Genomic DNA, 25,184 nt, shown 5'->3' with positions numbered 1-25,184 from the left:
TCCCGCTGTAAACGGGCACAAAATGAGGGAATTCCCCAGCTCCACGGGTCGATTGCTCCTCGCGGTGGCCGCTGCATCTGTCGTGTGGAGTCTCGCGGCGGTGTCTGCCGGCGAAGATCGTCCTGCTGGACCGTCCGGAGCGGCTGCGGCGCGCTCCGAGGCCGAGGAGGCGTTTGCGCGAGGCGAGAGGGCGCGCCGCGCGAGGCGGTGGGCGGAAGCCGAGGCGGCGTATCGCGCCGCGTGGCAGGCGGATCCGCGGCCGGAGATCGCGGGGGAGCTCGGGCTCTCCGAGCTCGCGCTCGGGCGGTTCCGGGACGCGGCGGAGCACCTGCGGGAGTCGCTGCTGGATCCCGCGACGCTCGCGGCGGCGGCGCGGCGGCGCTTCTCCGACGGGCTCCAGCGGGCGGAGCGCGAGGTATCACCCGCGACCGTCGCGGTGAACCGACCCGAGGCCGAGGTGTTCATCGACGGCCGGCGGATCGGCAGCGGACAGGGCATGTACTTCGTTTACGTCGAGCCGGGGCGGCACGAGGCGCGCGGCAGGATCGAGGGGTATGTCGACGAGGTCTATCCGTTCGAGGCGCAGCGGGGCCGGGAGGCGATGATCGGCCTTCACCTGGAGCCCAAGCCCTCGCCGCCCGCTGCGGCGCCGGTCGCGCCCGTGCCGGCCGCTGCTGCTGCGCCCGCGCCGTCGAGCGGCCCGGCGGCGGGCACGGTGTTCCGCGTCGGGGGGATCGCGCTCGCGTCGACGGGCGTCGCGCTCGGCACGGGCTTCGCGCTCGCGGCGGCGGTGCGCGGCGACGAGGCGGCGGCTCAGGCGGACGCGATCCGCCGGCGCGGCGGGCCGGCGGCGTGCATGTACACGGACTACGAGAAGCCGTGCGGGGCGCTGCGCAAGACGAACGGCGCGCGCGACACGCTGGAGACCTTTGCCTGGGCGAGCTTTATCGGCGCGGGCGTCGCGGGCGCCGTCGCGATCTCGTCGTTCTGGTGGGCCCCGGCGCCGCGCGCGAGCGCCGTGCGCGCGGTGCCGCTTGCGACGGCGGAAGGCGGTGGCGTGCTCTTCGTCGGGGCTTGGTAGGCCGGAGCGACAGACCGAAAGGAGCGATGGCGATGCGGTGTGTGCGGAGCTGGGTGGCGGGCGGCCTGCTCCTCGGTGCGGGCGGCCTGGCGGCGGCGGGAGGGTGCGGCGCCGGGGAATACGACTGCGCGGAGGGAGTGACCTGCGAGATCGTGAACGCCAACGGCACGAGCAACGGCCACTGCTGGGGGCAGTGCGTGCCCGAGCCGCCGCGTGGTTTCGATGAGCCGATGCTCGTATGGACGGGCCTCGAGATGCTCGCGCCGTCGTGCGACGATCTCGTCTGGGCCATCCCCGGAACGAACGAGGTGATACGGATCGCCGACCGGCCGCCTGCGTTCGTGGGGCGCACCCCGCCGGGGGAGGCGCCTTCCTGTCCCGTGTGCGCGTGCACCGCACCGTCCTGTGCGCTGCCTTCGGACGTCACGACGAGCTCGCTGCGCCTGTGCGAGGGAGAAAACGCCGGGACACGGACGCCCTTCGCGCCGCCTCCGGGTTGGGACGGCTCGTGCGTGTCGCCGGGCTGGGTGCCGTCCGAGCTGCTCGGCTCGCTCTACCTCGGGTCCACCACCGAGCAGCCGTGCGCGCCGGTGGTCGAGGAATCCCCCGCGCCTCCGGATGCGCTCACCGGCGAGGTGGCGATCGCCTGCTCCGGCAAGGTGTCGTCGACACTGTGCGCGCAGGACGGGCAGCGCTGCATGCTCTACCAGCAGCAGGACCACCTGCCCGAGGGGTGGCGGCACTGCATTCTCGCGGACGGGGACGACCGCGAGTGCCAGGCGCCCGTCGCGGCGGGGGACCCTTGGCCAAGGTTCTCCGAGAAGCTGGGGGTGTTCTACACGGAGGTGGACGACACGCGCGGCTGCACGCCGTGCACCTGCAAGCCGCCCGAGACGCACCGGTGCGAGGCGGACCTGTCCGCCTACGAGGACCGCGCGTGCAGCGACTTCCTCGTCGTCGGCCGTATGACCACGCAACGAGCGATCTGCGTGGACCCTGGGTCAACCCGGACGCTCGGGAGCCTGAGCGCGACATGGATCGTCAACGAGCCGGGGCGCTGCACGCCCGAGGGGGGAGCGCCGGTCGGCGAGATCGATGCCCGAGGTCCCAAGACGATCTGCTGCTTGCCGAGGGACACGTGATGCGGCTAGAGGCGGAGCACCTGCGGGAGTCGCTGCTCGATTCGGAGTCGCTCGCGCTGGCGGCGTGGCGCCGCTTCTCCGAGGGGCCGCGCAGGGCGGAGCGCGAAGGTGGCGCCGGCGACCATCCCGGTGAGCCGGCCCGAGGCCGAGGTGTTCATCGACGGCCGGCGGATCGGCCGGGGACAGGCGAGCTGCTGGACTGGTAGGCCGGAGGGGAGACCGAAAGGAGCGATGGCGATGCGGCGCGTGCGGAGCTGGGTGGCGGGGGGCCTGCTCCTCGGTGCGGGCGGCCTGGCGGCGGCGGGAGGGTGCGGCGCCCGGGAATACGACTGCGCGGAGGAAGTGACCTGCGAGATCGTGAACGCCAACGGCACGAGCAACGGCCACTGCTGGGGTCAATGCGTGTACCCGCCGGGCGGGAAGTTCGGGGAGCCCATGCTCGTCTGGACGGGGCCCGAGACGTTCGCGCCGTCGTGCGAGGATCTCACCTGGGTCGTTCCCGGCACGGACGAGATCATCCGGCCGTCGAGCGGAACGCCGAAGCTCTTGGGACGGGCGCTGCCGCGCGTCGAGCTCCATTGCCCCACGTGCGCGTGCACCGTACCGTCCTGCGCGTTGCCCTCGGACGTGACGGCGGTCTCGTTGGCCATGTGCGGGGATGGGCCCGCGGAGACACGGACGCCCTTCGCGGCGCCGCCGGGCTGGGACGGGGCGTGTGTGTCGCCGGGCTGGGGGCCGCCCGAGCAGCTCGGATCGCTCCTGATCGGGTCGATCATCGAGCGGCCGTGCGAGCCGGTGGTCGAGGAATCCCCGGTGCCCCGCGACGCGGTCGCGGGCGAGGTCGCGATCGCATGCCCGAGCCGGGTATCGACCACGCTGTGCGCACAGATGGGCCAGACATGCCTGGTCTACCAGCAGCAGAATTCCCTGCCCGAGGCGTGGCGGCAGTGCGTCTCGATCGAGGGGCTCGACACTGCGTGCGAGGCGCCCGCCGCGGCGGGAGACCCTTGGCCGAGGTTCTCCGAGAAGCTGGCGGTGTTCTACAAGGGCGTCGAGGATACGCGCGCGTGTACGCCGTGCACGTGCAAGCCGCCCGCGACAAGCCGGTGCGAGGCGTTCATGTCCGCCTACATGGACAGCGCGTGCAGCGATTGGCTCGTCGGCATCAGTGTGACCACGCAAGAGGTCTGCGTGGCCCCTGGGCCAGCCCCGATGATCGGGAGCCTGAGCGCGACGTGGATCGTCAACGAGCCAGGACGCTGCACGCCGGAGGGCGGTGTACCGGACGGCGCGCGAGAGCCGGAGGAGCCGGTGACGATCTGCTGCCTGCCCAGGGAACGGTGATGTTGACATGCAGAAGATCGCCCCGACGCTGTCCTTCGGGCTCCGGTCGTTGCGGCCGGGCGAGGAGCCCTGTCCCGAGTGCAAATGCAGCGTTCCGTACTGCCGCATGCCGGAGATCGTTGCGGCGCACTCGCATGCGTCCTGCGAGAACACCCCGGCGGCGATGCTCAGGCCGTTCAATCCGCCGAAGTACTGGCAAGGCGAATGCACGTCTCCAGGGACCGTGCCGGCAGAGGAGTTCAGGGCGATCTGGATCGCGGCGGCGCGGGATGGATCGTGCACGCCGTCCACCGTGGACGAGCCTTCTCCGCCGGCGGGCCCTGCCAAGATCGCGGTCGCGTGCAGTGGCTACGTAGCCGACTTTGAGTGTCCAAGGGGTGGGGAGGTCTGCATGGTCAACCAGCAAGAGGCCAATGTGCCCCCCGGGTGGCGGTACTGCATGGTCGCGCGGTACGAGGGGCCTCACGAATGCGAACGCGGTCCTCTTCAATCACCCCAGGAATCACCCCAGGCCGCACGCGGCGGCCTTCGCCCGGCAGCTTCAGGGCTTCTTGCGGGGGCTCCGCTGCGCCGGAAGTCGTCAACCTGTCGAGCTCCGCTGCGGGCGTGCCGGCGCCGCGCGACGGAGGGGGCGGGAGGGGAGGGCGCACCCGCGTCGGCCCCAAGCGGCCCCATGTACGCCGCGCCCTTCCCCATCGTGAGACTGGACTAGACTCCGGGTCTGCCTCACCCGGATCAACCCCTCACTGAAGACCAAGAGGACCTGCTCGACTGGGCGACTACGGCCGTTCTCTTCGCAGGCGGCTACATCCGCATCCTCGCCGACGCGATCGAACGCGGCGACGCCGATCTCCAGGTGGATACCGTGGCGTGGGAAAACACCCTGACCGCCGTCGAGGGGGTGATGGTGGAGCACATCCGCGGTCACCTGCACGGGCCTACAGCCATCACCGTGGAAGACGTCGAGAGGATGCGGCGACTCCGCGGACTAGGCTCCGCTGCGCTCTCGGGCGGTGAGCGGTCGCCTGAGCTCTACCCGCTCGCTCTTCGGTGCATGGAGTCTCTGTTCGGACCGGACTGGAAGCGCACGGCGCGGGAAGCCGCGTCCTACGCGCGCGCTCTCATTCAGGAGTTCCACCCTCGTAGCGGCACCTAACGGGAAGCATCCCGGTCCTCGCTAGAGCGGGCGGCCGATCCGGGCGCGGATCTGCGCCCGGACATCCTCGGGAAGCGAGCGCAGGTAGTCGTCTGGGAGCAGCCGCAGCACCTCGTCGGGAGCCAGGAGGAGCCGCTGCTCGGGCGTCAGCCCCGCGACCCGCTGCTCGGGCGGCAACCCGGCGAGCAGCTCCTCCATCGGCAGCGCTGGCAGCAACGCCTCGATCGGCAGCTTCGTCAGCAGCGTCCGCAGCACCTCGTCGAAGCCTTCCAGCTCGCGCATCGCGATAGAGCTCTCCTCTGCACCGACCTGCTCGGCCAACCACCGGCGGGCCTCGACCGTTCGCGCCGCACCGTGATCGAGCAAGTGTAGCAGATCGTCGTCCTCTTCCTCGGCCACCGTGGCGAGCTCGACCACGTACAGCGCGAACGCTGCATCATGCCGAGGGAGTGCGTCGCGCGGGTGAGCGCCTACTCGGATCGCGCGTGCAGCGAGGGCGCGCTCCTCGGGACGACGACGGTGACGGCCGGCGAGGTCGATCGCTGCCTGCGTCCCGAGGAGGATGGTGCGGCCCTCGGCAGCATCCGCGCCGAATGGGAGGTCGACGAGCTGGGGCTCTGCGAGCCGGCCGGCGGCGAGCCGTACCCGACCACCGTCTGCTGCCTGCCGGAGCCCGCCGGATGACGCGGTCGTGAACGGCAACGGCCACGCGGACGCGGTCGGCGATCGGCGAGCTCAGCGAACGCGCCAGCGTCGATGTCCTGGAGCGCGAACTCGGACGCCATCGGCGTGGGCGCTGCTACACATTCGTCAGGCTGGAGTAGACTCCGCGCATGGCTCACTCTGATCGACCCCACGAGCAAGACCTAGAGGATCAGCTCGACTGGGCGGCCAATGCCGAGGTTTGCGCAGTCAGCTACATCCGCACCCTCGCCGCCGCGCTCGAGGGCGGCGACGCCGAGCTCGGGGTCAATCCCTCGGCGTGGGAGAACACGATGGCCGCCGTCCAGTGGGCGATGATGGAGCACGTGCACGGGCGCGCGAGATGGCCCCCGACCATCACCCTGGAGGATGTCGAGCGGATGCGCCGGCTTCATGTGCTGGGCTCCGTGGCGCTCTCTGGCGGTGAGCGGTCGCCCGAACTGCACCCGCTCGCTCTTCGGTGCATAGAGTCGTTGCTCGATCCGGGATGCCCCACGGACGAAGCCGACCGAGCCGAGCAGGAACACATGGAGGATCAGCTCGACTGGGCGTCTAGTGCCGAGGTCTACGCAGTCGGCTACATCCGCATGCTCGCCGACGCGCTCGAGCGCGGCGACGCCGAGCTCGGGGTCGATCCCTCGGCGTGGGAGAACACGATGGCCGCCGTCCAGTGGGCGATGATGGAGCACGTACACGGCCGCATGCAGGGGCCTACGTCCATCACCTTGGAGGACGTCAAGTGGATGCACCGGCTTCATGCGCTGGGCTCCGCAGCGCTCTCGGGTGGCGAGCGGTCGCCCGAGCTGTACCCGCTCGCTCTTCAGTGCATGGATTCCCTAGTCGGCCCGGACTGGAAGCGCATTTCGGACGAATTCGCGTCCCACGCGCGCGCCCTCAATCATGACGTCCACCCTCATACAGGCAGAGATGAAGCTTCCCAATGAACCTACAGACGTGCCCGTTTGGGTAATAGTACCAGCAGCAGTTGACTCCGGCGGCTGATCTGCACTGTCCTAGCATTCCAGTACCTACATTGCGCATGTATGGATGGCGGCGTCCTGCCGCGCAAGATATTCCTTCTTCGGCGCACCGCTCCATGCATTCTGCGCCGCGTTCGCTTTTCTTGCATCGGATGATCTTGAGCGCGCTCCTTGCTTCTGCTGTTTCGGAGTCGCTCTCCGGTTCGTCATCGCCAGGTGTTACATAGTCAGTTTCTGGTTCGCTGTCTGGTGTGGCGTCCTCCGTCTCGGACGCTGGTTCTGTCGTCTGTGTGACGCATGAGACAACACACAGTGCGACTCCAGACAGAGAGAGTACGGCGAGAATCGTTTGGATGGCTCGCATGGTCATCGGGACGCAAACCGCGGACCTCGGCCGTTGAGCGTGAATGTGCCAGATGATAGGAGCCTCTAACACACACACACGGAAGCAGGAGGACGAGGAGAAGCTGCAGGAGCTCGGTCGGGGACCTTCAAATGCAGCCTTCCAGGCGAGCCGTCCAGCTGCCCGAGGGGGGACCCTCACGCGACCGACGTGCTAGCCCTCGATCAAGCGCTTGGCGACCCTCGAAATGGGCCGAACCGCCGTCTCGAATCGCCGAGCGGATCCGTCCTGCCGGAGAGCCGGAATTCGGTGACCGTCGCTGCGGCTGGTCAAGGATCCCTCGTCTCGTGGTTCGAGGTTGTGGGTTTGCGATCGGGCTGCCCGTGCCTCAGTGCGTCGGGCAGCCCCGGCCGTCAGAGCGCATCAAGGAAGCGGGAGAAGATGGGCAGCTCGGGACGCCAGGCAAGGAGCCGATGGACGAGAGTTCGACCGGTATGGAGGATTTGCGCCGGCACGAGAATGAAACGAATAAGTAAGCTTTCGTCACGCCTTCTTCAGGAGCAGGCGAATCGCGCAGACACCGGAGCCGCCGCCCCCGATCGGGCGCAGCGGCCGCTCGCCGGCGCCGCCTACTTGGCGAAGGTGGACCCATTCCAGACGTACCGCACCGGCTGCGCTCCCCCCCACGGCAGGAGCAGCGGCTCGAAGCCGCCGACAGGGCCCTTGTCCTGGTTGAAGGGATACGTCTGCTCCGTCCACTCGATGGCTCGCCCGGGGGCGAGCTCGATCCCCACCTTGTCGTCCACGCGCACGAACTTGAGCTCGCCGGCGATCTTCTTGTCGTCCATGCTGCGCGCGACCTCGGCCGCGAAGATCCGCTGGATGCTCTCGCCCTCGATCCGGAAGATGAGCACCACGTCGCGATCCACCGTCCCGCCACCCGCGTCCTTGGGCGCCGCCGCGCGGACGGTGCCGTGGACGATGATGTCGGCCTTGCCGTCGCCGGTGAGATCGCGCGCGCTCACCGAGCGGATGTCGCCCGGGGAAGCGAACTGCGCGAGCGTCATGAACGCGTACCCCGCGCCGCCCCGGAAGCCCTTCCCGAACACCACGAGATCGCGGTCGTGCAGCAGCACCCGCTCGGGCTCGCGACCCGCGGCCACGTCGGCGGCGAGATCGAACCGCGGCTTGCTCGACGAGGCGCCGCGGTCGCGCCGGTAGAGCGCGTACACCTTGTCGAGCATCTCCGCCGGCGACAGCGCGGGCGGCTTCGCCGCACCCCGCGCCTCGTCGGCCTTCGCCGCGGGGCGCGCCGCCGCGGCCGGCGCCTGCCGCTGCTCGCTCGCCTTCGTGAACACCCCCCCGGTCAGCTTGTAGAGCTGCGACTTGATCGACCCCCACGGCAAGAGCAGCGGGTCGTACGTCGTCTCCACCGCCTCGGCGTAGTTGCTCGCGTCGTACCGGGTCGCCTTGCCCGGCTCCACGCGGATCGCCATCCTCGCGCCGTCGGGCACGAACTCGACCTCGTTGACGACCGAGCCCTTCTCCGTCGAGATCGCGACCTCGTGCTGGAAGATCGGCTTCGGCGTGTCGCCGGCGCCGAACTGCACAACGTGCATGACCTCGCGGTACTTGGCGCCGCTGCCGGAGCGCTTCCTCAGGATGAGCTCGGCCTGGCCGTCGCCCGTCAGGTCGCGCGCCGTGAGCGACGGCAGCATCCCGTCGCTGGCGTCGACCCCGAGGTCCTCGAAGTAGTACTGCGCCCCCTTCCGGAACCCGGGGCCAAGGACGATCAGGAAGCGCTCGTGCACGATCACCCGCTCCCGCATCGCGTCGCCGACGACGTCGGCGACGAGGTCGTACTTCGGGGCGCCGCGGATGCCCTTGCTCCTCAGCAGGCCGTCGGTGAGCGCGAGCTCCGGCTCGGTCGCGAGCGGCGACAGCGACCCGTACGCCTCCGAGGCGGCGCTGCCGAGGATCGCCTCGACCCCCCCGGCGCCGTCGGCGTCGTGGACGAAGAGCCCCGCCCGCAGCCCGACCCGGGTCGTCGCCGCCTCGGGGAACGCCGACCAGGGGACGCTCGCCTCCAGCGTGTACCCGCCGCTCCGCGGCGCCTCGATCACCTTCGCCCCCGCCACCGCCTTGCCGCCCGGGAGCTTCACGCTGCCCGCGGTCTTGCCCGGCTGGCCCGGGTAGAGCGCGACCTCGCGGACCTTCCCGCCCGGGAAGCCAAGGACGAGCTTCACGTGATCCGCGCCGCCGCGCAGCGCGTCATCGGTCACGTCGGCCGCCACGTAGATCCGCGCGTCGTCGTAGGCGACGGCCGCATGCGCGGCGAGATCGGCCTTGCTCGGCTTGCCCTTCACCTTGATGCCGAGGGAGGTGAGCGCCACCGGCCACTCCTTCGGGATGCCGTCGAACTTGAGCCATTTCGACTCGACAAGCGGCGCCGCGAGCGGCGCGCCGGCGGCGAGGGCGGGGGGAGCGGCGGCCGCCAGCACGGCCAGCGCGGCCGGCGCGAGCGCGGCGAGGCGGAAACCGAGGGCCGGAGCCCCCGGCGCACGGAGATAGGGTGTTCTACGTCTCATAAGCTCGGGTTTGGACGCCTCTCCGCGCCCGCTTGTTCTTACCACGAGCACTTTGTTTCCGGATCGCTTCGCGCGCGGGCCCTACGCCGCCACGAGCGGCCCGAGGCAGCGCCCCGGCGTGGCCGAGGCGGCTACCTCGACGCGGCGAGGGAGGGCGAGGGGAGGGCGAGGAGAGGGAGAAGGAGAGGGGCCGGCGGCGCCGGCCCAGACCGGCGGGTCAGCGGGAGCCGGCGGAGGCGGGGAGGCGGGCAGGGCCGGCGTCGGCAGGGCGGATCCGGCGGTACACGAGCTTCGCGATCTCGACGGCCGGCACGATGAGCGCCGAGAGGAGGAGCAGGAGCATCCACTCGTTCGACGACATCTCGTACGTGCGGAAGACCGGGCGCAGCGCGGGCACGAGCAGCGCGACGAGGTGGATCACCGCGCTGGCCGTCACCGCCAGGAGGAGCGGCAGGCTGACGAGCGGCTTCGACTTGAAGATCGAGATCACCGGGCTCCGGCAGCTCCAGGCGTGGAAGAGCGGCGACAGCGCGAGCAGCGAGAAGGCGACGGCGCGCGTGCGGAGCAGCCCGTCCTCGGTCTGGTCCGACGTCGCGTAGAGCGCCACGGCCGCGAGCCCCATGAACGCGCCGACGTACAGGATCCCCAGGTAGTCGCGCTTGATGAGCAGGCCCTCGTCGCGCGGCCGCGGCGCCTCGCTCATGAGCTGCGGATCCGGCGGATCGATGCCGAGCGCGAGCGCCGGCAAGCCGTTCGTCACGAGGTTGATCCAGAGGATCATGAGCGGCGTCAGCGGAGGCCACTTGCCGAAGAACGAGACGACGAACACCGCCACGAGGAGGCCCATGTTCGACGAGAGGAGAAAGAAGATGAACTTCTGGATGTTGCGGTAGATGGCGCGCCCCTCGCGCACCGCCTCGACGATGGTCGCGAAGTTGTCGTCCGCCAGCACGAGATCCGCCGCCTGCCGCGCCACGTCGGTGCCGCCGCGCCCCATCGCCACGCCGATGTGCGCCTCGCGGAGCGCGGGCGCGTCGTTCACGCCGTCGCCCGTCATCGCCACGATGTGGCCGTGCGCCTTGAACGCCCGCACGAGCCGGAGCTTCTGCTCCGCCGTCGTCCGGGCGAAGACGCGCACGTGCATGATCCGCCGCGCGAGCTCCTCGTCGCCCATCGCCGCGAGCTCCGCGCCGCTGAGCGCCTCGTCGCCCTCGTCCCAGAGCCCGATCTCCTGGGCGATCGCCGTCGCGGTGAGCCGGTGGTCGCCGGTGATCATGACGGCGCGGATGCCGGCGCGACGGCACTCGGCCACCGCCTCCTTCACCCCCTGCCGCGGCGGGTCCATCATCCCGACCAGGCCGAGGAACGTGAGCTCGCGCTCGACGTCGTTCTCGTCGCGGCTGACCCGCACGCGGCGGCAGATCGCGAGCACGCGCAGCGCGGACGCGCTCATGCGATCCGCCTCGGCGGTGATCGCGCTCCGGTCGTCCTCGGTCAGCGCCCGCACGCCCTTGTCGTCCGCGAACTTCACGCAGAGCGGCAGGAGCACGTCGACGCTCCCCTTCACGTGCGCGATGTCGCGGCCGCGCTCGTCCCGCGTGATCACCGTCATCCGCTTGCGATCGCTGTCGAAGGGCAGCTCGTGCACGAACGCGTGCGACGGCGCCACCGACTCGCGCGAGTGGCCGCCCTTCGCGGCCAGCGTGAGCAGCGCCCCCTCGGTCGGGTCGCCGACGATGTTCCAGCGGCCCGTCGCCTGGTCCTCGTTGAGCGACGCGTTGTTGCAGAGCGCGACCGTCGCGAACAGGTAGCCGAGGGGCGCCGAGGGGTCGACGACCTCCGCGCCGCCCTCGTCGCGCAGCGCGCCGACCGGGTTGTACCCCTCGCCGGCCACCGTGAAGCGGTGGCCGCCGGCGTACACGTTGCGGACGGTCATCTCGTTCTGGGTGAGCGTGCCCGTCTTGTCCGAGGCGATGATCGTCGCGGCGCCGAGCGTCTCGACCGCGGGCAGCTTGCGCACGATCGCCCCGCGCTTCGCCATGCGCTGCATCCCGAGCGCGAGCGTGATCGTCGTGATCGCGGGCAGCCCCTCGGGGATGGCGGCCACGGCGAGGCTCACGCCCTCGAGCAGGAGCTCGTGCCACGGCCGGCCGCCCCGGATGAACCCCCAGCCGAGGAGCACCGCGGACAGCGCCAGGCACACCCGCAGGATCATCGAGCCGAAGCGATCGAGGCGCTCCTCGAGGGGCGTCTTCTGCTCGCCGACCGAGCGGATCATCTCGCCGATGCGGCCGAGCTCGGTGTGCACGCCGGTCGCGGTCACCACCGCGCGGCCCTTGCCGCGCACGATGCTCGTGCCCGTGAAGATCATCGTGACCCGGTCGCCGAGCGGCGCGTCGTGCGCGACCGGGGCGAGCGCGTCCTTGACCGCGGCCGCGCTCTCGCCCGTCAGCGCCGCCTCCTCGGTCGCGAGGCTGATCGTCTGCACGAGCCGCGCGTCGGCCGGGACCGAGTCGCCCGCCTCGATCTCGAGGATGTCGCCGGGCGCGACGTCCTCGGCCGCGATGACCACGGTCTTGCCGCCGCGGCGCACGCGCGCGTTCGGGGCGCTGAGCTTCTGGAGGGCCTCCAGGGCCGCCTCCGCGCGCCGCTCCTGGTAGTAACCGAGGAACGCGTTGAGGATCACGATGAGCAGGATGGCGATCGCGTCGCCGAACCTGTGGAGGAAGCTCTCGCTCTTGTCGGCCGTGAAGCCGACGACGACGGCGATCGTCGCCGCGGCGAGGAGCGTGAGGACGAGCGGGTTCGCGAACTGCTCGAGGAGCCGGAGGAGCGCGCTCTTCTTCTTCGTCTCCGGCAGGCGGTTCTTCCCGTGCTCCTCGAGGCGCTTCTGCGCCTCGGCCTCGGAGAGCCCGCCGGACGAGCTCACGCCGACGCGTTCGAGGAAGGCGCCGACCTCTTCGGCGTGCACGGGAATGAGAGCGGAGGGGGCGGCGTTCGATTCGGTCCGGCGGAGCGCCGTGGCAGCTTGGCTCATGGGCGGGCGTGCTCTAGCGCTTCATCCTGGCTTGTTCACGTTGTTCTTCGGCCTCGAGCTCCGCGATGGCCGCCGCGAGCTCGTCCTGCTCGGCCTGCTGGGGGCCGGCCGGCGCGCCGCCCGTCCCGGCCACGCGCACCTGCGGCGGCGTCGCGGCGGGCGGCGGCTCGGGCGGGAGCACGCCCATCTTCCGCTTGAGCGCGAGCAGCTCGTCGTCCGCGCCCGCGGTCGCCTCGAGCTGCCCGAACTTGTGCGCAAGCGTGTCGCCCGTGTACTGCTCGGCGATCTCCCCGGCGGCCTCCGCCTCGGCCTCGATCTGGTCGATCTTGTTCGACATCCGGTCGAACGTCTCGAAGGCGGAGGCGTTGTTGAGACCGCTCATGGTCTCCTGGATCGCCTTCTGCGCCTCGGCCCGCTTCTTCCGGGCGATGAGCACGTTCTTCTTGCGCTTCGCCTCCTCGATCTTGCCGTTGAGGAGGCGCAGCGCCGTCTTCAGCTGGTCGACCGCCTGCTTCTGCTTCTGCCACTGGTCCTTGTAGGTCGTGGCGAGCTGGTCGTGCTCCTTCTTGCGGTTCAGCGCCTCCTTGGCCAGCGCGTCGTCGCCCGCCTTGATCGCGAGCATCGCCCTGCGCTCCCACTCCGCGGCGTGGGCCGCCTCCTGCTCGGCCTGCTTCGCCAGCCGCTTCTCGTCGGCGATCGAGACGGCGACCTGCTTCTTCGCCTCGATCAGCTGGTTTGCCATGTCGATGACGACCTGGTTCAGCATCTTCTCGGGGTCCTCCGAGCGGCTGATGAGGTCGTTTAGGTTCGACTTGATGAGGGTCGCAAGGCGCGCGAAAATTCCCATAGATCAGCTCCAACTCACGGGTAGCGCAGGGTCGAACGTCGCGGCAGGTCAGCTCAGCGCGAGATCGTGCAGCACGGGGACATGGCGGGCGAGCGCGAGATCGATGTCGCTGAGGATCGCCTCGAGCTCGTTCATGTCGAGGTTCTCGAGCTCCAGCGCCGCCGACAGGACGATGGTGCCCGCCTCGATCCCGTACGAGGCGTGCATCAGATCCGTCGCGTTGTACTCGAGCAGGCGGCGGAAGAGCCTGGTCTGGTGGGCGTCGTCGGGGGGAACGGAGCCGATCGAGACGCGGACCGCAACGATCGGCGGATCGATGCGGATCGCGATCGGCGGCGCGTCAGGGCCCCCCGAGACGAGGTAGGTACCGGCGTCGTTCTCGAACCGGCGATCGAGCTGCAGGAGGTAGGTTTCAACGTCCTCGGCGGTGCGCGGCATGGCGCGGCGAGCCTACAGAATCATGTCGCATCGGGCTAGTGCCGCGGCCCCTCGAGTTCCTCCCGGGATTCCGAGCCGCGGCGCCGGCTGCGGCCCCGCCGCCCCGCCGCCGGATGGAGGGCGCGCCGCCCCGACGCCACGCCGCCACGCCGCCACGCCGCCACGCCGCCACGTCGGATTGAGGGCGCGCCGCGCCGGCCGTGGTGGTCCACCGAACCGAGGCGAGCCGTCGCTCCGCGCGCGATGAGGTGCCGCTCCGTGATCGGTTCTGCTCGCTCCGGGAATCACAGGGTTTACCTGGACACTCGCTTTTTTCTCACCGGTTCTGCGTCCGCGCTGGTACGGTCCCGATCCAGGTTACGTGGCGATCCACCCGGGCGACCTTGTTGCTGGTTACCGTGTCACCCGCTTACTCGGGCGGGGCGGCATGGGCGAAGTCTGGGCGGCGACACGGGAATCGGACATGCAGCAGGTGGCCATCAAGGTCCTGCTGGCGCGCGCCGCGATGAAGCCCGACCTCGTGCGGCGCTTCGACCGCGAGGCGAAGATCGCCTCCGCCATCAAGAGCCCGTACGTCTGCCAGCTGATCGAGGTCGGCGAGGCGAACGACGGCGCGCACCTGCTCGTGTTCGAGCAGCTCGACGGCGAGTCGCTGGCGGATCGGCTGAAGCGCGAGCAGTACCTGCCGTTCAGCGAGGTCGGCCCGATCATCGACGACGTGATCCAGGGGCTCGTGGCGGCGCACGCCGCCGGGGTCATTCACCGCGACCTCAAGCCCGGAAACATCTACCTGGAGCACCTCGGCCTGCCCGATCGGCGCGAGCGCGCGAAGATCCTCGACTTCGGCATCTCCAAGCTCACGCGGCGCGAGAAGGAGGAGCCGACGCTCACGGCCTTCGACGCGACGCTGGGCTCGTTCGCGTACATGGCGCCGGAGCAGGTGCGGGGCGCCGCGCGGGCCGACGAGCGGGCTGACATCTACGCGGTCGGCGCGGTGGCCTTCCGGGCCCTGTCCGGGCGGCTGCCGTTCGAGGGCGCGACGGCCGCGGTGCTCGTCGCGATGAAGCTCGACCGCCCGGCGCCGTCGCTCGCCGAGGCGACCGGCGAGAAGTGGCCGGTGGGCATCGAGCGCTTCCTCGAGCGGGCGCTCGATCGCCGGCGCGAGGGGCGCTTCAGCACCGCGGCGGAGGCGCTCGCGAGCTGGCGCGCCATCCAGCCGGTGAACATCTCGCGCGCGATGCGCCGCTCGCAGCGGAGCCGGTACCCCTCGGAGCTGCCCGATGCGTTTCTGGAAGACAACCCCACGGTCGTCGACGGACCCCCGACGATGACCGAGAACGGCGGTTTCGGCGACGTTGGCCAGAGCTCGCTGCCGCCGCCGCCTCCGCCGTCGCCGAGCAGGATGGGGAGCGTGGTGCCGCCGGCGCCGTCGAGCAGGACGGGGAGCGTGCCGCCCCCGGTGCCGCCGAGCAGGACGGGGAGCGTGCCGCCCCCGGTGCCGCCGAGCAGGACGGGGGGCGCGGCGCCGCCGAGCCGGGCCGGAGGTGCGGCACCCCCGGCGCCGCCGAGCCGGACGGGAGTCGCGGCACCCCCGGCGCCGCCGAGCAGGACGGGAGTCGCGGCACCCCCGGCGCCGCCGAGCCGGGCTGGAGGCGCGGCACCCCCGGCGCCGCCGAGCCGGGCTGGAGGCGCGGCACCCCCGGCGCCGCCGAGCCGGGCTGGAGGCGCGGCACCCCCGGCGCCGCCGAGCCGGGCTGGAGGCGCGGCACCCCCGGCGCCGCCGAGCAGGACGGGGGTCGCGGCACCCCCGGCGCCGCCGAGCAGGACGGGGGTCGCGGCACCCCCGCCGGCGCCGCCGAGCAGGACGGGAGGCGCGGTACCCCCGGCGCCGCCGAGCAGGACGGGGGGCGCAGAGATTCCCCGGCCGGAGGGCCCACCTTCGCGCCGCAAGACAGAGAGGAACTGAGTTGCTCGACGCCACGGTAGGCACGAAGAACAGGGTCGAGGTGCGCGGCGGGCGTATCCGCCCGACGAAGTCGGCCGCTCGCGGCGGCGGATGGCTGGAGATCGGCACCGATCCCGTCATCGTGGGCCGCAACGCGGCCTGCCAGCTGGTCGTCGACGACGCCAAGGTGAGCGCTGTGCACGCCGAGTTCGTCGCCACCGAGCAGGGCGTCCGCGTGCGCGACCTCGACAGCAGGAACGGGACGTTCGTCGGCGGCGTGCGGGTCGGCGACATCTACCTGCTCACGAGCACGAAGCTCCGGCTCGGCGAGACCGAGATCCAGTTCGAGCCGCTGCGACCCGAGCGCATCACGGTCTCGGCGATCCCGTCGTTCGGCCCGCTCGTGGCGAGCAGCCCCGGGATGCGCGCCATCTTCGAGCGCCTCTCCAAGATGGCGCCGACCGACCTCACGGTGCTCATCACGGGCGAGACCGGGACGGGCAAGGAGCTCGTCGCCCAGGCGCTGCACCTGGGGAGCACCCGCTCGAAGAAGCCGTTCGTGGTCGTGGACTGCGGCTCGATCCCGCCGACCCTGGCCGAGGCGACGCTGTTCGGCCACGAGCGCGGCGCGTTCACCGGCGCGGTCGACAAGCGCCTCTCGCCGTTCCACGAGGCGGACGGCGGCACGATCTTCCTCGACGAGCTCGGAGAGCTGCCGCTCGAGGTGCAGCCGAAGCTCCTCCGCGCGCTCGCCGAGCGCCGCATCAAGAGCGTCGGCGGGTCGGGCTACCGCGAGGTCGACGTGCGGGTGCTCGCGGCGACGCGCCGCGACCTCGTGCGCGCCGTCAACGGCGGCAACTTCCGGAGCGACCTCTACTTCCGCGTCGCGCAGATCAAGATCGAGCTGCCGGCGCTCCGGCAGCGCGTGGAGGACATCCCCGTGCTCGTCCGCCGGATGCTGAAGGATCTCGGCGACGAGAGCGCCTACGAGCGCATCGCGAACAGCACGCTCGAGCGGCTGATGCGCCACGACTGGCCGGGCAACGTGCGCGAGCTCAGGAACGCGGTCGCCGTCGCGTTCGCGCTCGCGGGCGAGGGCGAGGAGATCGACGTCGCGGCGCACCTCGGCGCGCTCACCGAGACGCCGGTGCACGGCAACTCGTCGCCGTCGATCCACCCGGGCGGCGGCGGCTCGTTCAACAGCTCGTTCGCTTCGCTCAAGGGCCGCCAGTTCCAGGAAGCGAAGCGCGACGTCCTGGCGCGGTTCGAGCGCGACTACTTCGCCGCCCTGTCCGAGGACGCGAAGGGCAACGTGAGCGAGATGGCGCGGCGCGCGGGCATGGAGCGGGCGCACGTCCGGGCCTACCTCCGCCGCCACGGCATCGGCGCGAAGCAGGAACAGGACTGAGCGGCCGGCGCCGCGGCTCACCCCAGCGTCACACCGCCGCGGCCTTGTCGTCCTTGCCGGACGGCGCGCTCTCGTCGGTCTCGAACAGCCCCTCCAGCTCCTGCGCGGCCTGCTTCGCGCTCTGGATGAGCTTGGCCTCGTCGTGGTGGACCGCGTGCCCGCGGAGGAGCACCCGCTCGTCGTGGGCCCTGAACCGCTCGATGGTGGCGCGGGCGTCCGGCGCGCGCATCCCGAGGCCCTCGAGCGCGCGCGCCGCCACCTCGAGCGACGACAGGAACGTCTCGCGCTCCAGCACCTCCACCCCGATATCCATGAGCTGGTACGCGTGCTGGCGGTTCCGGGCGCGCGCGTAGATCTTGAGCTCCGGGAAGTGCCGCTTCACCACCTCCGCCGTCTTCACCGAGGACGCGACGTCATCGATCGCCAGCACGAAGATCTTCGCCTTGTCGGCGCGCGCCGCGCGGAGCAGGTCGAGCCGGGAGGCGTCTCCGTAATAGATCATGTTGCCGTACTTGCGGACGAAGTCGACCTGCGTCGCGCTCGCGTCGAGCGCGGTGAAGGGGATCTTCCTCGTGCGGAGGACGCGAGAGACGATCTGGCCGAAGCGGCCGTATCCAGCGATGATGACCCTGGGGTCGCCGTCCTCGATCGCGTCGAACTCCCGCGCTGGGCCGGTCCGCTGCCATCGCTTGATGAGCAGGTCGCCGAGCGAGATGACCAGCGGCGTGAGCGCCATGGACAGGGTGACCACGACGACCAGGAGATCGGAGAGGAGCCTGTCCATGAGGCCCTGTCCCGCGGCCAGCCCGAAGAGGACGAAGGCGAACTCGCCCCCCTGCGGGAGCGCGAGCGCGAGGTCGCGCGCCGAGCCCGCGGCGTGCCCGCTCGCCCTGCCGAGGACGAACAGGACGGCGGCCTTGAGCGCCATCATGCCGAGGACGAGCCCGAGGACGAGCAGCGGCCGCTCGATGAGCAGGCCGATGTTCGCCGACATGCCGACGGCGATGAAGAAGAGCCCCATGAGCAGGCCCTTGAACGGCTCGATGTCCGCCTCGATCTCGTGGCGGTACTCCGAGTCGGCGAGCAGCACGCCGGCCATGAAGGCGCCGAGCGACATGGACAGGCCCACCTGCACCATGAGGAGCGCCGTGCCGAGCACGACGAGCAGGGCCGCCGCGGTGTAGATCTCATGGGCGCGGGCGGCGGCGATGGCCCGGAAGAAGGGGCGCACGAGGTAACGGCCGCCGGCGACCACGCCGAGCACCACGGCCACCGCCTTGAGCGACGACGCGAGGGCGCTCCCCTCGGCCGGGGCCCCGCCTCCGGGGCCGAGCAGGGGGAGCACCGCGAGCAGCGGGATCACGGCGAGGTCCTGGAACAGCAGGATGGCGAACGCGGAGCGGCCGTGCTGCGACTGCATGTGGCCCTTCTCGGTCAGGATCTGCAGCACGAACGCCGTGGACGAGAGCGAGAGCCCGACGCCGGCGATGACCGCCGTGTCGATGCGCAGGCCGAGCGCGACGCCGGTGAGCGCGATCAGCGCGCCCGTGACCGCGACCTGCGCGCCGCCGAGCCCGAACACGGCGCGGCGCAGCACCCAGAGCCGGGACGGCTGGAGCTCGAGGCCGATGAGGAAGAGGAGCAGCACGACGCCGAGCTCCGAGAAGTGGAGGATGTTCTCGACGTCGGTGAGGATCCGCAGGCCCCACGGGCCGATGAGCGCGCCCGCGACGAGGTAGCCGAGCACCGCGCCGAGACCGATCCGCTTGAAGAGCGGCACGGCGACCACGGCGGCGCCGAGAAGGACTGCGGCGTGAGAGAGCAAGCTCATGCGTCGGGTCTCCTTGGGGCTCCGCGTCCGGAGCGCGCGCGAGAGGGTGCGATGGAGGTGTCGGTGCGCCTAGCGCAATCAGGAGGCCCTGACGCGGGCGGCGCGCGGAGGCGGTACGGCGCGGCGCGGCCCCGTGATAAACACGATCTGCCATGCAGATCGAGCTCATCGCCACGGCAAGCGAAGATTCCGCCTACCTGCCCCGGGTGGGGCTCGGCACCCTCGCGGCGCTCACGCCCCCCGAGGACGAGATCATCTACACCGATGACGTCGTGCAGCCCTTCGACCTCCAGCGCGACGTCAAGGACGTCGATCTCGTCGGCATCAGCGTCGACAGCAAGACCGCCCGCAGGAGCTACGATATCGCCGCGGCTTACCGGAGGCGCGGCGTCAAGGTGGTGCTCGGGGGCATCCACCCCACGGCCTGTCCTGACGAGGCCATGCAGCACGCGGACGCCGTCGTGGTCGGCGAGGCGGAGGACGCGTGGCCCGTCCTGCTCGCGGACGCGAAGCGCGGCGAGCTCAAACCCATCTACCGCCCCGAGCTGCCGAGCCTGGCCGGCAGGCCCCCGCCGCGGCGCGACCTGTTCACCTCCAAGAAGTACATCCCGTTCCAGGTCGTGCAGACGATGCGCGGCTGCCCGTACCCGTGCGAGTTCTGCAGCGTGTCGACGGCGAACGGCACCACGATGCGGTTCCGCCCGACCGACGAGGTGCTGAGCGAGCTCAGGACGCTCGGCAAGCTCATCATGTTCGCGGACGACAACGTGATGATCCACCGGGCCTACTCGAAGGAGCTGTTCACCCGGATGGTGCCGATGAAGAAGCACTGGATTGGCCAGTGCTCGCTCGCCGCGGTCAAGCGCCTCGAGAACGTGAAGCTCATGGCCGAGAGCGGGTGCAAGGCGCTCTTCATCGGCTTCGAGAGCATCGACGAGGAGACGGTCAAGTTCACCGGCAAGCGGCAGAACCGGCCCTCGCAGTACAAGGAAACGATGGCGATGCTCCACGAGCACGGCATCTCGGTCTGGGGGAGCTTCGTCTTCGGGTTCGATACGGACGATCCCGAGGTGTTCGATCGCACCGTGGAGTTCGGCATCGACATGAAGCTGACGATGGCGCTGTATGCCATCCTCACCCCGTACCCGGCGACGCAGCTGTACCGCCGCCTGAAGGCGGAGGGGCGCCTCACGGACGAGCGCTGGTGGCTGCGCCGCGACCACGACGCCGGTTCACCCTATTTCGTGCCCAAGCAGATGTCCCGGGAGCGGCTCCGGGAGGGCTGGGTGTCGGCATGGACGAAATTCTACTCGCCGTCCTCGATCTGGCGCAGGTTCACCCTGACGCGGCAGTCGAGCTGGATTCAGCTGGCCGGCTTCTTTCCGCTGAACTTCATGCAGCACTCGCTGGCGCACCGGAAGATCGCGGGGGGAGAGCAGCGCTTCCGGTCCGGCGTGCACATCGAGGACACCGCCGCTCCGCCCGCGACGCAGCCGCAGCAGGAGCCGCAGCAGCCCCAGCCGGCGAGGGCCAAGGGCAGCAGGCAGCTGCCGATCCTGGGATAGAGTGGCCCCTCGTCACCCGGCGCGCGTCCGTCCTGCCGGCGCCGTCCTGCAAGCTGCAACGCAATGCAACAGGGCTCTCCAGGCCCGTGGTGACGCGCTGTTCCGGCGCGGCGCTCCTCGGCGCGACAGGACGCTGCGTGTCGGCGGCCAGGCCTGCGGCTCGCCGAACGCCCCGGCTCGCCTGACATGTAGCCAATCGACGGCGCTCGGATCGACGGCGGCGCGCGATGCGCGGGCCTCGTTTCCCTGCTGCGCTACAGTGCAACTGTCGCTTGCTGATTTTGCTACGCTCGCGTGAGCTGTGGAATGCCGGGGGTGGCGGGCGGGGGTGAACCCGCTGGGTCACCGCATTGCCCTCGAATGGAGGTTTCATGGGTCGACTTCGTTTCTCCTCGTCGCTCCTCATCATCGCAGGGGCTGCGGTGTCGAGCGCCGGCATCGCGGTCGGCTGTAGCGCGACGGGCAATCCCGGCGGGCTCAGCTCGAGCGGAGGTGACGACACAGGGGGTGCCGGCGGCCTGGCCGGGGCGGGCGGGGCGGGCGGGCTGCTCAACTTCGATGGAGGGCAGGAGCCCACCGGTGACGTGACGGTGAACCCGTGCGGGAGCGCGTGCGGCGAGCAGGAGCTGTGCGCCGGCGCGAACCTCGGCCTGGATGACGACTGCGACGGTGAGATCGACGAGGACTGCAGCTGCCTCCCCGGCCAGGCGCACTCCTGCTTCCGCGGGGACCCATCGTTCCGGAACGCCGAGGGCTGCTTCCCCGGCTCCCAGCTCTGCGGCGAGACCGGCACGTGGGGGCCGTGCCTCGGCGGCGTGCACGCCGACGAGAGCTGCTATGGGAACAGCGACGTCGCGTGTCACCCGATCCAGGCGTCGCCCTTCGCCGATGTCGACCTCAAGCCGGGCACCGGCATCTTCAGCGCGGATGCGGTCGCGGGCTCCGAGGTGTGGACGGTGGATTGCCCCGAGGGCATCGACCCGTGCCCCGGCGTGGACGGATCGGATCCAGCGGACGATTTCAAACCGCTGCAATCGGGCGAGTACACCGTCACCTACACGAAGCGTGTCGCGAGCGGCGAGACGCAGAGCTGCCAGTACCCGCTCTTCGTCAGCGCGGGCGGCCTGCGCGTCGAGCTCGAGTGGGAGCACGACGTCGGTGGCGTCGATCTCGACCTGCACCTCCACAGGCCGAACAGCGCGCAGCCCTGGGCGACGTCGGGCTCGTCGGAGGACTGCGGCTGGAACAACTGCACCATCGAGCACTTCGCGAAGAACTCGGGAGTCAGCTGGTTCCGCAACAGCGCGACGCCGCCGGATCCGGTGAACTGGTTCCTCGACCCGCTGGAGAGCAACAACAGCTGCTTCTACGCCCCTCAGGGTGTGGGGGACGCGTGGCGCGCGCACAAGCTCGGCTGCCACAGCCCGCGGCTCGACCTCGACAACACGGGGAAGTGCGACCCCACCGTGGACAGCCCCGATGACCCCGGTTTCTGCGCCCCCGAGAACATCAACATCGATTTCCCGCCAAAGGACCAGTGGATGCGGATCGGCGTACATTACTATGGTACAGGCCCGACGGCCGACGATATCCACCCGCGGATCAAGATCTTCTGCAACGGCACCCTCGGAGCCGATCTCGGGCCCACGGGGTTCTACGGCCCCGAGCGGCCCGTCGCCTTCGCGCGCGCGGGCGCGGGAGACACGTTCTGGCTCGTGGCCGACGTGATCTTCCCCGAGGCTGACGAGTGCGGTCAGGCGAACTGCGTCGTCCAGCCGCTCTACCGGAATACCAGCAGCAAGACGCCGCTGCTCACCACCGAAGAATACGTCGAGACGAGCTTCGGTCCAGCCTACCCGACGCGGCCCTGAGCCGCGGGCGCGACGGGCGCCCCCGCATCCGGAACACCTCAGCTCCTCGCCGATCAAGCGAGCGCTGCCGCGATCAAGCGAGCGCTGCCGCGATCAAGCGAGCGCTGCCGCCACGTCTCCGGTGCTGCGGCTGGCAGCGCGCGAGCCGGCGGACTCGAGCGCCTGGAACGGAGCGCCGCCTCGGCCGCGCCCGATAGCAGGACAATAACCCTGTAATGATTAACTAGATCGTGATTTGCCTGACTCAGCTCCTCCGGAGAGCGCGCTTCTCCGGCTCCCGGCTGCTCGTTATCTCCGACGCCGGCCGGAGAACCATGCTAGGGAGCCAGGGAGTCCTGCACGTCACCTGTTGAGCCTGCAAATTGGTTCCGGCTCTCACCGGAAGAGGATGAGGCTTCGTGGTCTGCCATCCCTGGGCACGCATCCTCGCGTGTCGCCGGGCTGCAGCGTCGCCGCTTTGCCAAGGTACGGTGTTCTTCGCTGTGGTGCTGAGCGGACGCAGGCCCGCTGCGACCCCGCGCCGAAGTCGCCGAGTGGAGGTATCATGTTTCGTCTTCGTGTCCTCTCCGCGTTCCCGGTCGTCATCGCAGCCGCGGCGTCGGGCGCCGGCATCGCGGCCGGCTGCAGCGCCGAGGGCAAGCGGTTCGCATTGGATAGGACGACGGGGGGCAGCGCGAACCCCGGCGGGGCGGGCGGCGCCGGCGGGGCGGGCACCGCCGGGGACGAGGCGGGCGACCCGACGGGCGCGTCGGAGGGCTTCGGCGGTCTGATCAACATCGATGGGGGGTCGACCCAGGAGACGCCGCACGTGGAGGTCAACCCGTGCGGGAGCGCCTGCGGCCCGACGGAGCTTTGCGGCGTGGATGAGCTCGGCGTCGACCATGACGGGCTCGACGACGACTGCAACGGGACGATCGACGAGACGTGCCCGTGCATTCCCGGCCAGGCGCACTCCTGCTTTCGCGGCGACCCGTCGTTCCGGCACAGCCCGGGGTGCTTCCCCGGGACCCAGCTCTGCGCCGAGACGGGCACGTGGGGTCCGTGCGTCGGCGGCGTGCACGCGGACGAGAGCTGCCACATGAACGATGTGACGGGCTGCCACCCGATGCAGACGGCTCCGCTGGCGAAGGTCGACCTGAAGGAGGGCACCGGGTCGTTCGGCGAGGATGCGCTCGCGGGCTCCGAGGTCTGGACGGTGACCTGTCCACCGGGCGTGGACCCGTGCCCCTCGGTCGGCGGGACGGATCCGGCGGACGACTTCAAGCCGCTGCAGTCGGGCGAGTACACGGTCACGTACACGAAGCGCGTGGCGGGCGGCGAGACCGCGACCTGCGCCTACCCGCTGTTCGTCGGCGCCCGCGGCCTCCGCGTCGAGCTCGAGTGGGAGCACGATCGGGCCAGCGTCGATCTGGACCTCTACCTCCACAAGCCGAACAACACGCAGCCCTGGACGATCGGCGGCTCGAGCGTCGCGTGCGGTTACGGGAACTGCACGCTCGACGGCTTCCTGGGCGACTCGTCCATCCGCTGGTTCGACGACGGGGCGACGCCGCCCGATCCGGTGAACTGGTATCTGGATCCGGAGGAGGCCAACAACACGTGCTTCTACGCGCCCCGCGGCGTGGGGGACGCGTGGCGCGCCAACGGCCAAGGGTGCCACAACCCGCGGCTCGACCTCGACAACATCTCCTGCGTTCACCGCATCACCGACCCTGACAATCCGAATTTCTGCGCGCCGGAGAACATCAACGTCGACTTCCCGCCCAAGGACGGCTGGATGCGGGTCGCCGTGCATTACTTCGGCGGCACCGCGTCGACGGACGTGCACCCGCGGGTCAAGATCTTCTGCAACGGCGAGCTCGGGGCCGACCTCGGGCCGACCGGCTTCTACGACCCGGAGCAGCCCGTCTCGTTCCTCCCGGAGGACTCAGGCGACAGGTTCTGGCTCGTGGCGGACGTGCTCTTCCCCAAGCCCGATCCGGGGCAGTGCGGCGGCAGCAACACCTGCATCGTCAGGCCGATCTACCAGGACGAGGCGATGAAGACGCCGTTCCTCTCGGACAGCCGGACCATGGTCAGGGAATTCGGTCCGGTTTACCCCAGCCTGTCCAGGCCCTGACGGCACGGCGGCGGGCCCGCTTCACGCCTCGACGCCGGCCCGCTTGAGGAAGGCGAGCGCGGGGCCGAGCGCGTACGCGGGCGCCCTGCCCAGGCGCAGCTGCTCCCCGGTCGACAGGCGAAGGAGCAGCCAGCGCGGCGCGAGGCCCGGCTCGTCGACCTCGGCGTCCCAGGCCGGCGGGGTCGAGACGCCGACGATCGCCTGGATCGGAAAGACCCGCCGGAAGCCGCGGCCTTCCTGGACGAGCTCGGCCCGCTCGAAGTCGAGGCGGAACAGGCCGTGGCGCCGGCGGCGCCGGCGGACGACGAGCAGCGCCGCGGTGGCCCCTGCGGTCCACGTACCCGCGATGAAGAGGATGGGAAAGGGGGCCGCGCGCGCCGCCACGATGCCCACGATGATGAGCGAGGCGGTCAGCGCGAACGCGGCGACGCGACGTACGGCGAGGTCGATGCCGTCGCCATGGCACTCGCAGACGAGCACGGCGGGGCCGAGCGCCAGGATGGCGCCGTCGGCGTTCGAGAGCAGGACGTCTCCCTCAGGCACGGTGTTCCTCCCGGTCGGGTGAGGTTGTCGATACCGCAGCGGACGGAGAGAGGCGAGGGAAGCGGAGGGGAGATGGGGGTGCCGGGCTGCTCGGCCCCCGGAGCGGAGGCGCGAGGCGCGGAGCGGGGGACCCGCCGACTCGCCTGGGACGTTCCGCGAGCCGGCGGGCGGAGGCGTCAGTCCGCTAACGCTGGCGGCGCTGCGCGGTCGCACGGCGGAGGTCGACAAGACACCGTACGAGCAG

Annotated in this window: 18 protein-coding genes; 11 read left to right on the top strand and 7 right to left on the bottom strand. The window is 70.7% G+C overall.

Translation table 11 applies throughout. The annotated features are described in order from the left end of the window. The first annotated feature begins 100 nt into the window (after positions 1-100). Genes WMF36_RS29245 through WMF36_RS29230 form a run of 4 tightly spaced genes read left to right on the top strand, consistent with a single transcriptional unit; the run spans position 101 to position 3,567 of the window. Positions 101-1,081 carry a hypothetical protein gene (locus WMF36_RS29245; protein ID WP_437574057.1) on the top strand — a complete coding sequence of 327 codons (981 nt, stop codon included), beginning with the start codon at positions 101-103 and terminating at the stop codon, positions 1,079-1,081. 26 nt (positions 1,082-1,107) lie between these two features. Continuing rightward, the gene (locus tag WMF36_RS29240; protein WP_437574056.1) at positions 1,108-2,223 is read left to right on the top strand and encodes a hypothetical protein; all 1,116 of its coding nucleotides are present in this window, start codon (positions 1,108-1,110) and stop codon (positions 2,221-2,223) included. Next, positions 2,223-2,429 (top strand): hypothetical protein, encoded by a 207-nt coding sequence (locus tag WMF36_RS29235; RefSeq protein ID WP_437574055.1) that lies wholly within the window; start codon positions 2,223-2,225, stop codon positions 2,427-2,429. The genes WMF36_RS29240 and WMF36_RS29235 overlap by 1 nt, the downstream gene beginning before the upstream one ends. 25 nt (positions 2,430-2,454) lie before the next feature. Then, positions 2,455-3,567 (top strand): hypothetical protein, encoded by a 1,113-nt coding sequence (locus WMF36_RS29230; protein WP_437574054.1) that lies wholly within the window; start codon positions 2,455-2,457, stop codon positions 3,565-3,567. A 1,177-nt stretch (positions 3,568-4,744) separates the two neighbouring features. Here WMF36_RS29230 and WMF36_RS29225 read toward each other — a convergent pair. Beyond that, on the bottom strand, positions 4,745-5,140 hold the full coding sequence (locus WMF36_RS29225) for a hypothetical protein (protein ID WP_437574053.1): 396 nt from the start codon (positions 5,138-5,140) through the stop codon (positions 4,745-4,747). A gap of 21 nt (positions 5,141-5,161) precedes the next feature. On the opposite strand from WMF36_RS29225, the gene WMF36_RS29220 reads away from it, so the two are divergent. Further along, a complete protein-coding gene (locus WMF36_RS29220) occupies positions 5,162-5,407 on the top strand; it encodes a hypothetical protein (RefSeq protein ID WP_437574052.1) in 246 nt (81 codons plus the stop codon). Between the two features lie 149 nt (positions 5,408-5,556). Further along, complete coding sequence (locus tag WMF36_RS29215; protein ID WP_437574051.1) at positions 5,557-6,369, top strand: hypothetical protein; 813 nt, start codon at positions 5,557-5,559, stop codon at positions 6,367-6,369. Positions 6,370-7,377: 1,008 nt separating this feature from the next. On the opposite strand, the gene WMF36_RS29210 is transcribed toward WMF36_RS29215, so the two are convergent. The 4 genes from WMF36_RS29210 to WMF36_RS29195 form a co-directional block, all read right to left on the bottom strand. Further along, positions 7,378-9,336: a hypothetical protein gene (locus tag WMF36_RS29210; protein ID WP_437574050.1), complete on the bottom strand. Its 1,959-nt coding sequence runs from the start codon at positions 9,334-9,336 to the stop codon at positions 7,378-7,380. Positions 9,337-9,553: 217 nt separating this feature from the next. After that, positions 9,554-12,373: a cation-translocating P-type ATPase gene (locus WMF36_RS29205; RefSeq protein WP_437574049.1), complete on the bottom strand. Its 2,820-nt coding sequence runs from the start codon at positions 12,371-12,373 to the stop codon at positions 9,554-9,556. Positions 12,374-12,386: 13 nt separating this feature from the next. Continuing rightward, positions 12,387-13,220: a PspA/IM30 family protein gene (locus tag WMF36_RS29200; RefSeq protein ID WP_437574048.1), complete on the bottom strand. Its 834-nt coding sequence runs from the start codon at positions 13,218-13,220 to the stop codon at positions 12,387-12,389. A gap of 48 nt (positions 13,221-13,268) precedes the next feature. Beyond that, positions 13,269-13,658, bottom strand: a complete 390-nt coding sequence (locus tag WMF36_RS29195; protein WP_437477700.1) for a CesT family type III secretion system chaperone — start codon at positions 13,656-13,658, stop codon at positions 13,269-13,271. Between the two features lie 361 nt (positions 13,659-14,019). Between WMF36_RS29195 and WMF36_RS29190 the strand changes: the two genes are divergently transcribed. After that, positions 14,020-15,624, top strand: coding sequence for a serine/threonine-protein kinase (locus tag WMF36_RS29190; protein ID WP_437574047.1), 1,605 nt, complete (start codon positions 14,020-14,022; stop codon positions 15,622-15,624). Position 15,625: 1 nt separating this feature from the next. Continuing rightward, a complete protein-coding gene (locus WMF36_RS29185; RefSeq protein ID WP_437574046.1) occupies positions 15,626-17,011 on the top strand; it encodes a sigma 54-interacting transcriptional regulator in 1,386 nt (461 codons plus the stop codon). A gap of 28 nt (positions 17,012-17,039) precedes the next feature. Here WMF36_RS29185 and WMF36_RS29180 read toward each other — a convergent pair whose 3' ends face one another. Further along, positions 17,040-18,842 (bottom strand): monovalent cation:proton antiporter-2 (CPA2) family protein, encoded by a 1,803-nt coding sequence (locus WMF36_RS29180; protein ID WP_437574045.1) that lies wholly within the window; start codon positions 18,840-18,842, stop codon positions 17,040-17,042. 152 nt (positions 18,843-18,994) lie between these two features. On the opposite strand from WMF36_RS29180, the gene WMF36_RS29175 reads away from it, so the two are divergent. The 3 genes from WMF36_RS29175 to WMF36_RS29165 all read left to right on the top strand — a co-directional run bounded on the left by WMF36_RS29175 (position 18,995) and on the right by WMF36_RS29165 (position 24,397). Further along, positions 18,995-20,407, top strand: a complete 1,413-nt coding sequence (locus WMF36_RS29175; protein ID WP_437574044.1) for a B12-binding domain-containing radical SAM protein — start codon at positions 18,995-18,997, stop codon at positions 20,405-20,407. 371 nt (positions 20,408-20,778) lie between these two features. After that, the gene (locus tag WMF36_RS29170; protein WP_437574043.1) at positions 20,779-22,278 is read left to right on the top strand and encodes a hypothetical protein; all 1,500 of its coding nucleotides are present in this window, start codon (positions 20,779-20,781) and stop codon (positions 22,276-22,278) included. A gap of 544 nt (positions 22,279-22,822) precedes the next feature. After that, a complete protein-coding gene (locus WMF36_RS29165) occupies positions 22,823-24,397 on the top strand; it encodes a hypothetical protein (RefSeq protein ID WP_437574042.1) in 1,575 nt (524 codons plus the stop codon). A 21-nt stretch (positions 24,398-24,418) separates the two neighbouring features. Here the strand turns inward: WMF36_RS29165 and WMF36_RS29160 are convergent, their stop codons facing one another. Continuing rightward, positions 24,419-24,940: a hypothetical protein gene (locus tag WMF36_RS29160; protein WP_437574041.1), complete on the bottom strand. Its 522-nt coding sequence runs from the start codon at positions 24,938-24,940 to the stop codon at positions 24,419-24,421. Positions 24,941-25,184 lie beyond the last annotated feature (244 nt).

The sequence above is a fragment of the Sorangium sp. So ce887 genome, from assembly GCF_051521455.1.
GTDB lineage: Bacteria > Myxococcota_A > Polyangia > Polyangiales > Polyangiaceae > Sorangium.
The sequence above is the reverse complement of the archived record's forward strand: the minus strand, read 5'-3'. Positions and strand labels throughout refer to the sequence as shown.

Excerpts from the sequence above, each read along its gene's own strand:
- WMF36_RS29240 (WP_437574056.1), top strand. The coding sequence starts at position 1,108 with ATGGCGATGCGGTGTGTGCGGAGCTGGGTGGCGGGCGGCCTGCTCCTC.
- WMF36_RS29235 (WP_437574055.1), top strand. The coding sequence starts at position 2,223 with ATGCGGCTAGAGGCGGAGCACCTGCGGGAGTCGCTGCTCGATTCGGAG.
- WMF36_RS29230 (WP_437574054.1), top strand. The coding sequence starts at position 2,455 with ATGGCGATGCGGCGCGTGCGGAGCTGGGTGGCGGGGGGCCTGCTCCTC.
- WMF36_RS29220 (WP_437574052.1), top strand. The coding sequence starts at position 5,162 with ATGCCGAGGGAGTGCGTCGCGCGGGTGAGCGCCTACTCGGATCGCGCG.
- WMF36_RS29215 (WP_437574051.1), top strand. The coding sequence starts at position 5,557 with ATGGCTCACTCTGATCGACCCCACGAGCAAGACCTAGAGGATCAGCTC.
- WMF36_RS29210 (WP_437574050.1), bottom strand. The coding sequence starts at position 9,336 with ATGAGACGTAGAACACCCTATCTCCGTGCGCCGGGGGCTCCGGCCCTC.
- WMF36_RS29205 (WP_437574049.1), bottom strand. The coding sequence starts at position 12,373 with ATGAGCCAAGCTGCCACGGCGCTCCGCCGGACCGAATCGAACGCCGCC.
- WMF36_RS29200 (WP_437574048.1), bottom strand. The coding sequence starts at position 13,220 with ATGGGAATTTTCGCGCGCCTTGCGACCCTCATCAAGTCGAACCTAAAC.
- WMF36_RS29195 (WP_437477700.1), bottom strand. The coding sequence starts at position 13,658 with ATGCCGCGCACCGCCGAGGACGTTGAAACCTACCTCCTGCAGCTCGAT.
- WMF36_RS29180 (WP_437574045.1), bottom strand. The coding sequence starts at position 18,842 with ATGAGCTTGCTCTCTCACGCCGCAGTCCTTCTCGGCGCCGCCGTGGTC.
- WMF36_RS29175 (WP_437574044.1), top strand. The coding sequence starts at position 18,995 with ATGCAGATCGAGCTCATCGCCACGGCAAGCGAAGATTCCGCCTACCTG.
- WMF36_RS29170 (WP_437574043.1), top strand. The coding sequence starts at position 20,779 with ATGGGTCGACTTCGTTTCTCCTCGTCGCTCCTCATCATCGCAGGGGCT.
- WMF36_RS29165 (WP_437574042.1), top strand. The coding sequence starts at position 22,823 with ATGTTTCGTCTTCGTGTCCTCTCCGCGTTCCCGGTCGTCATCGCAGCC.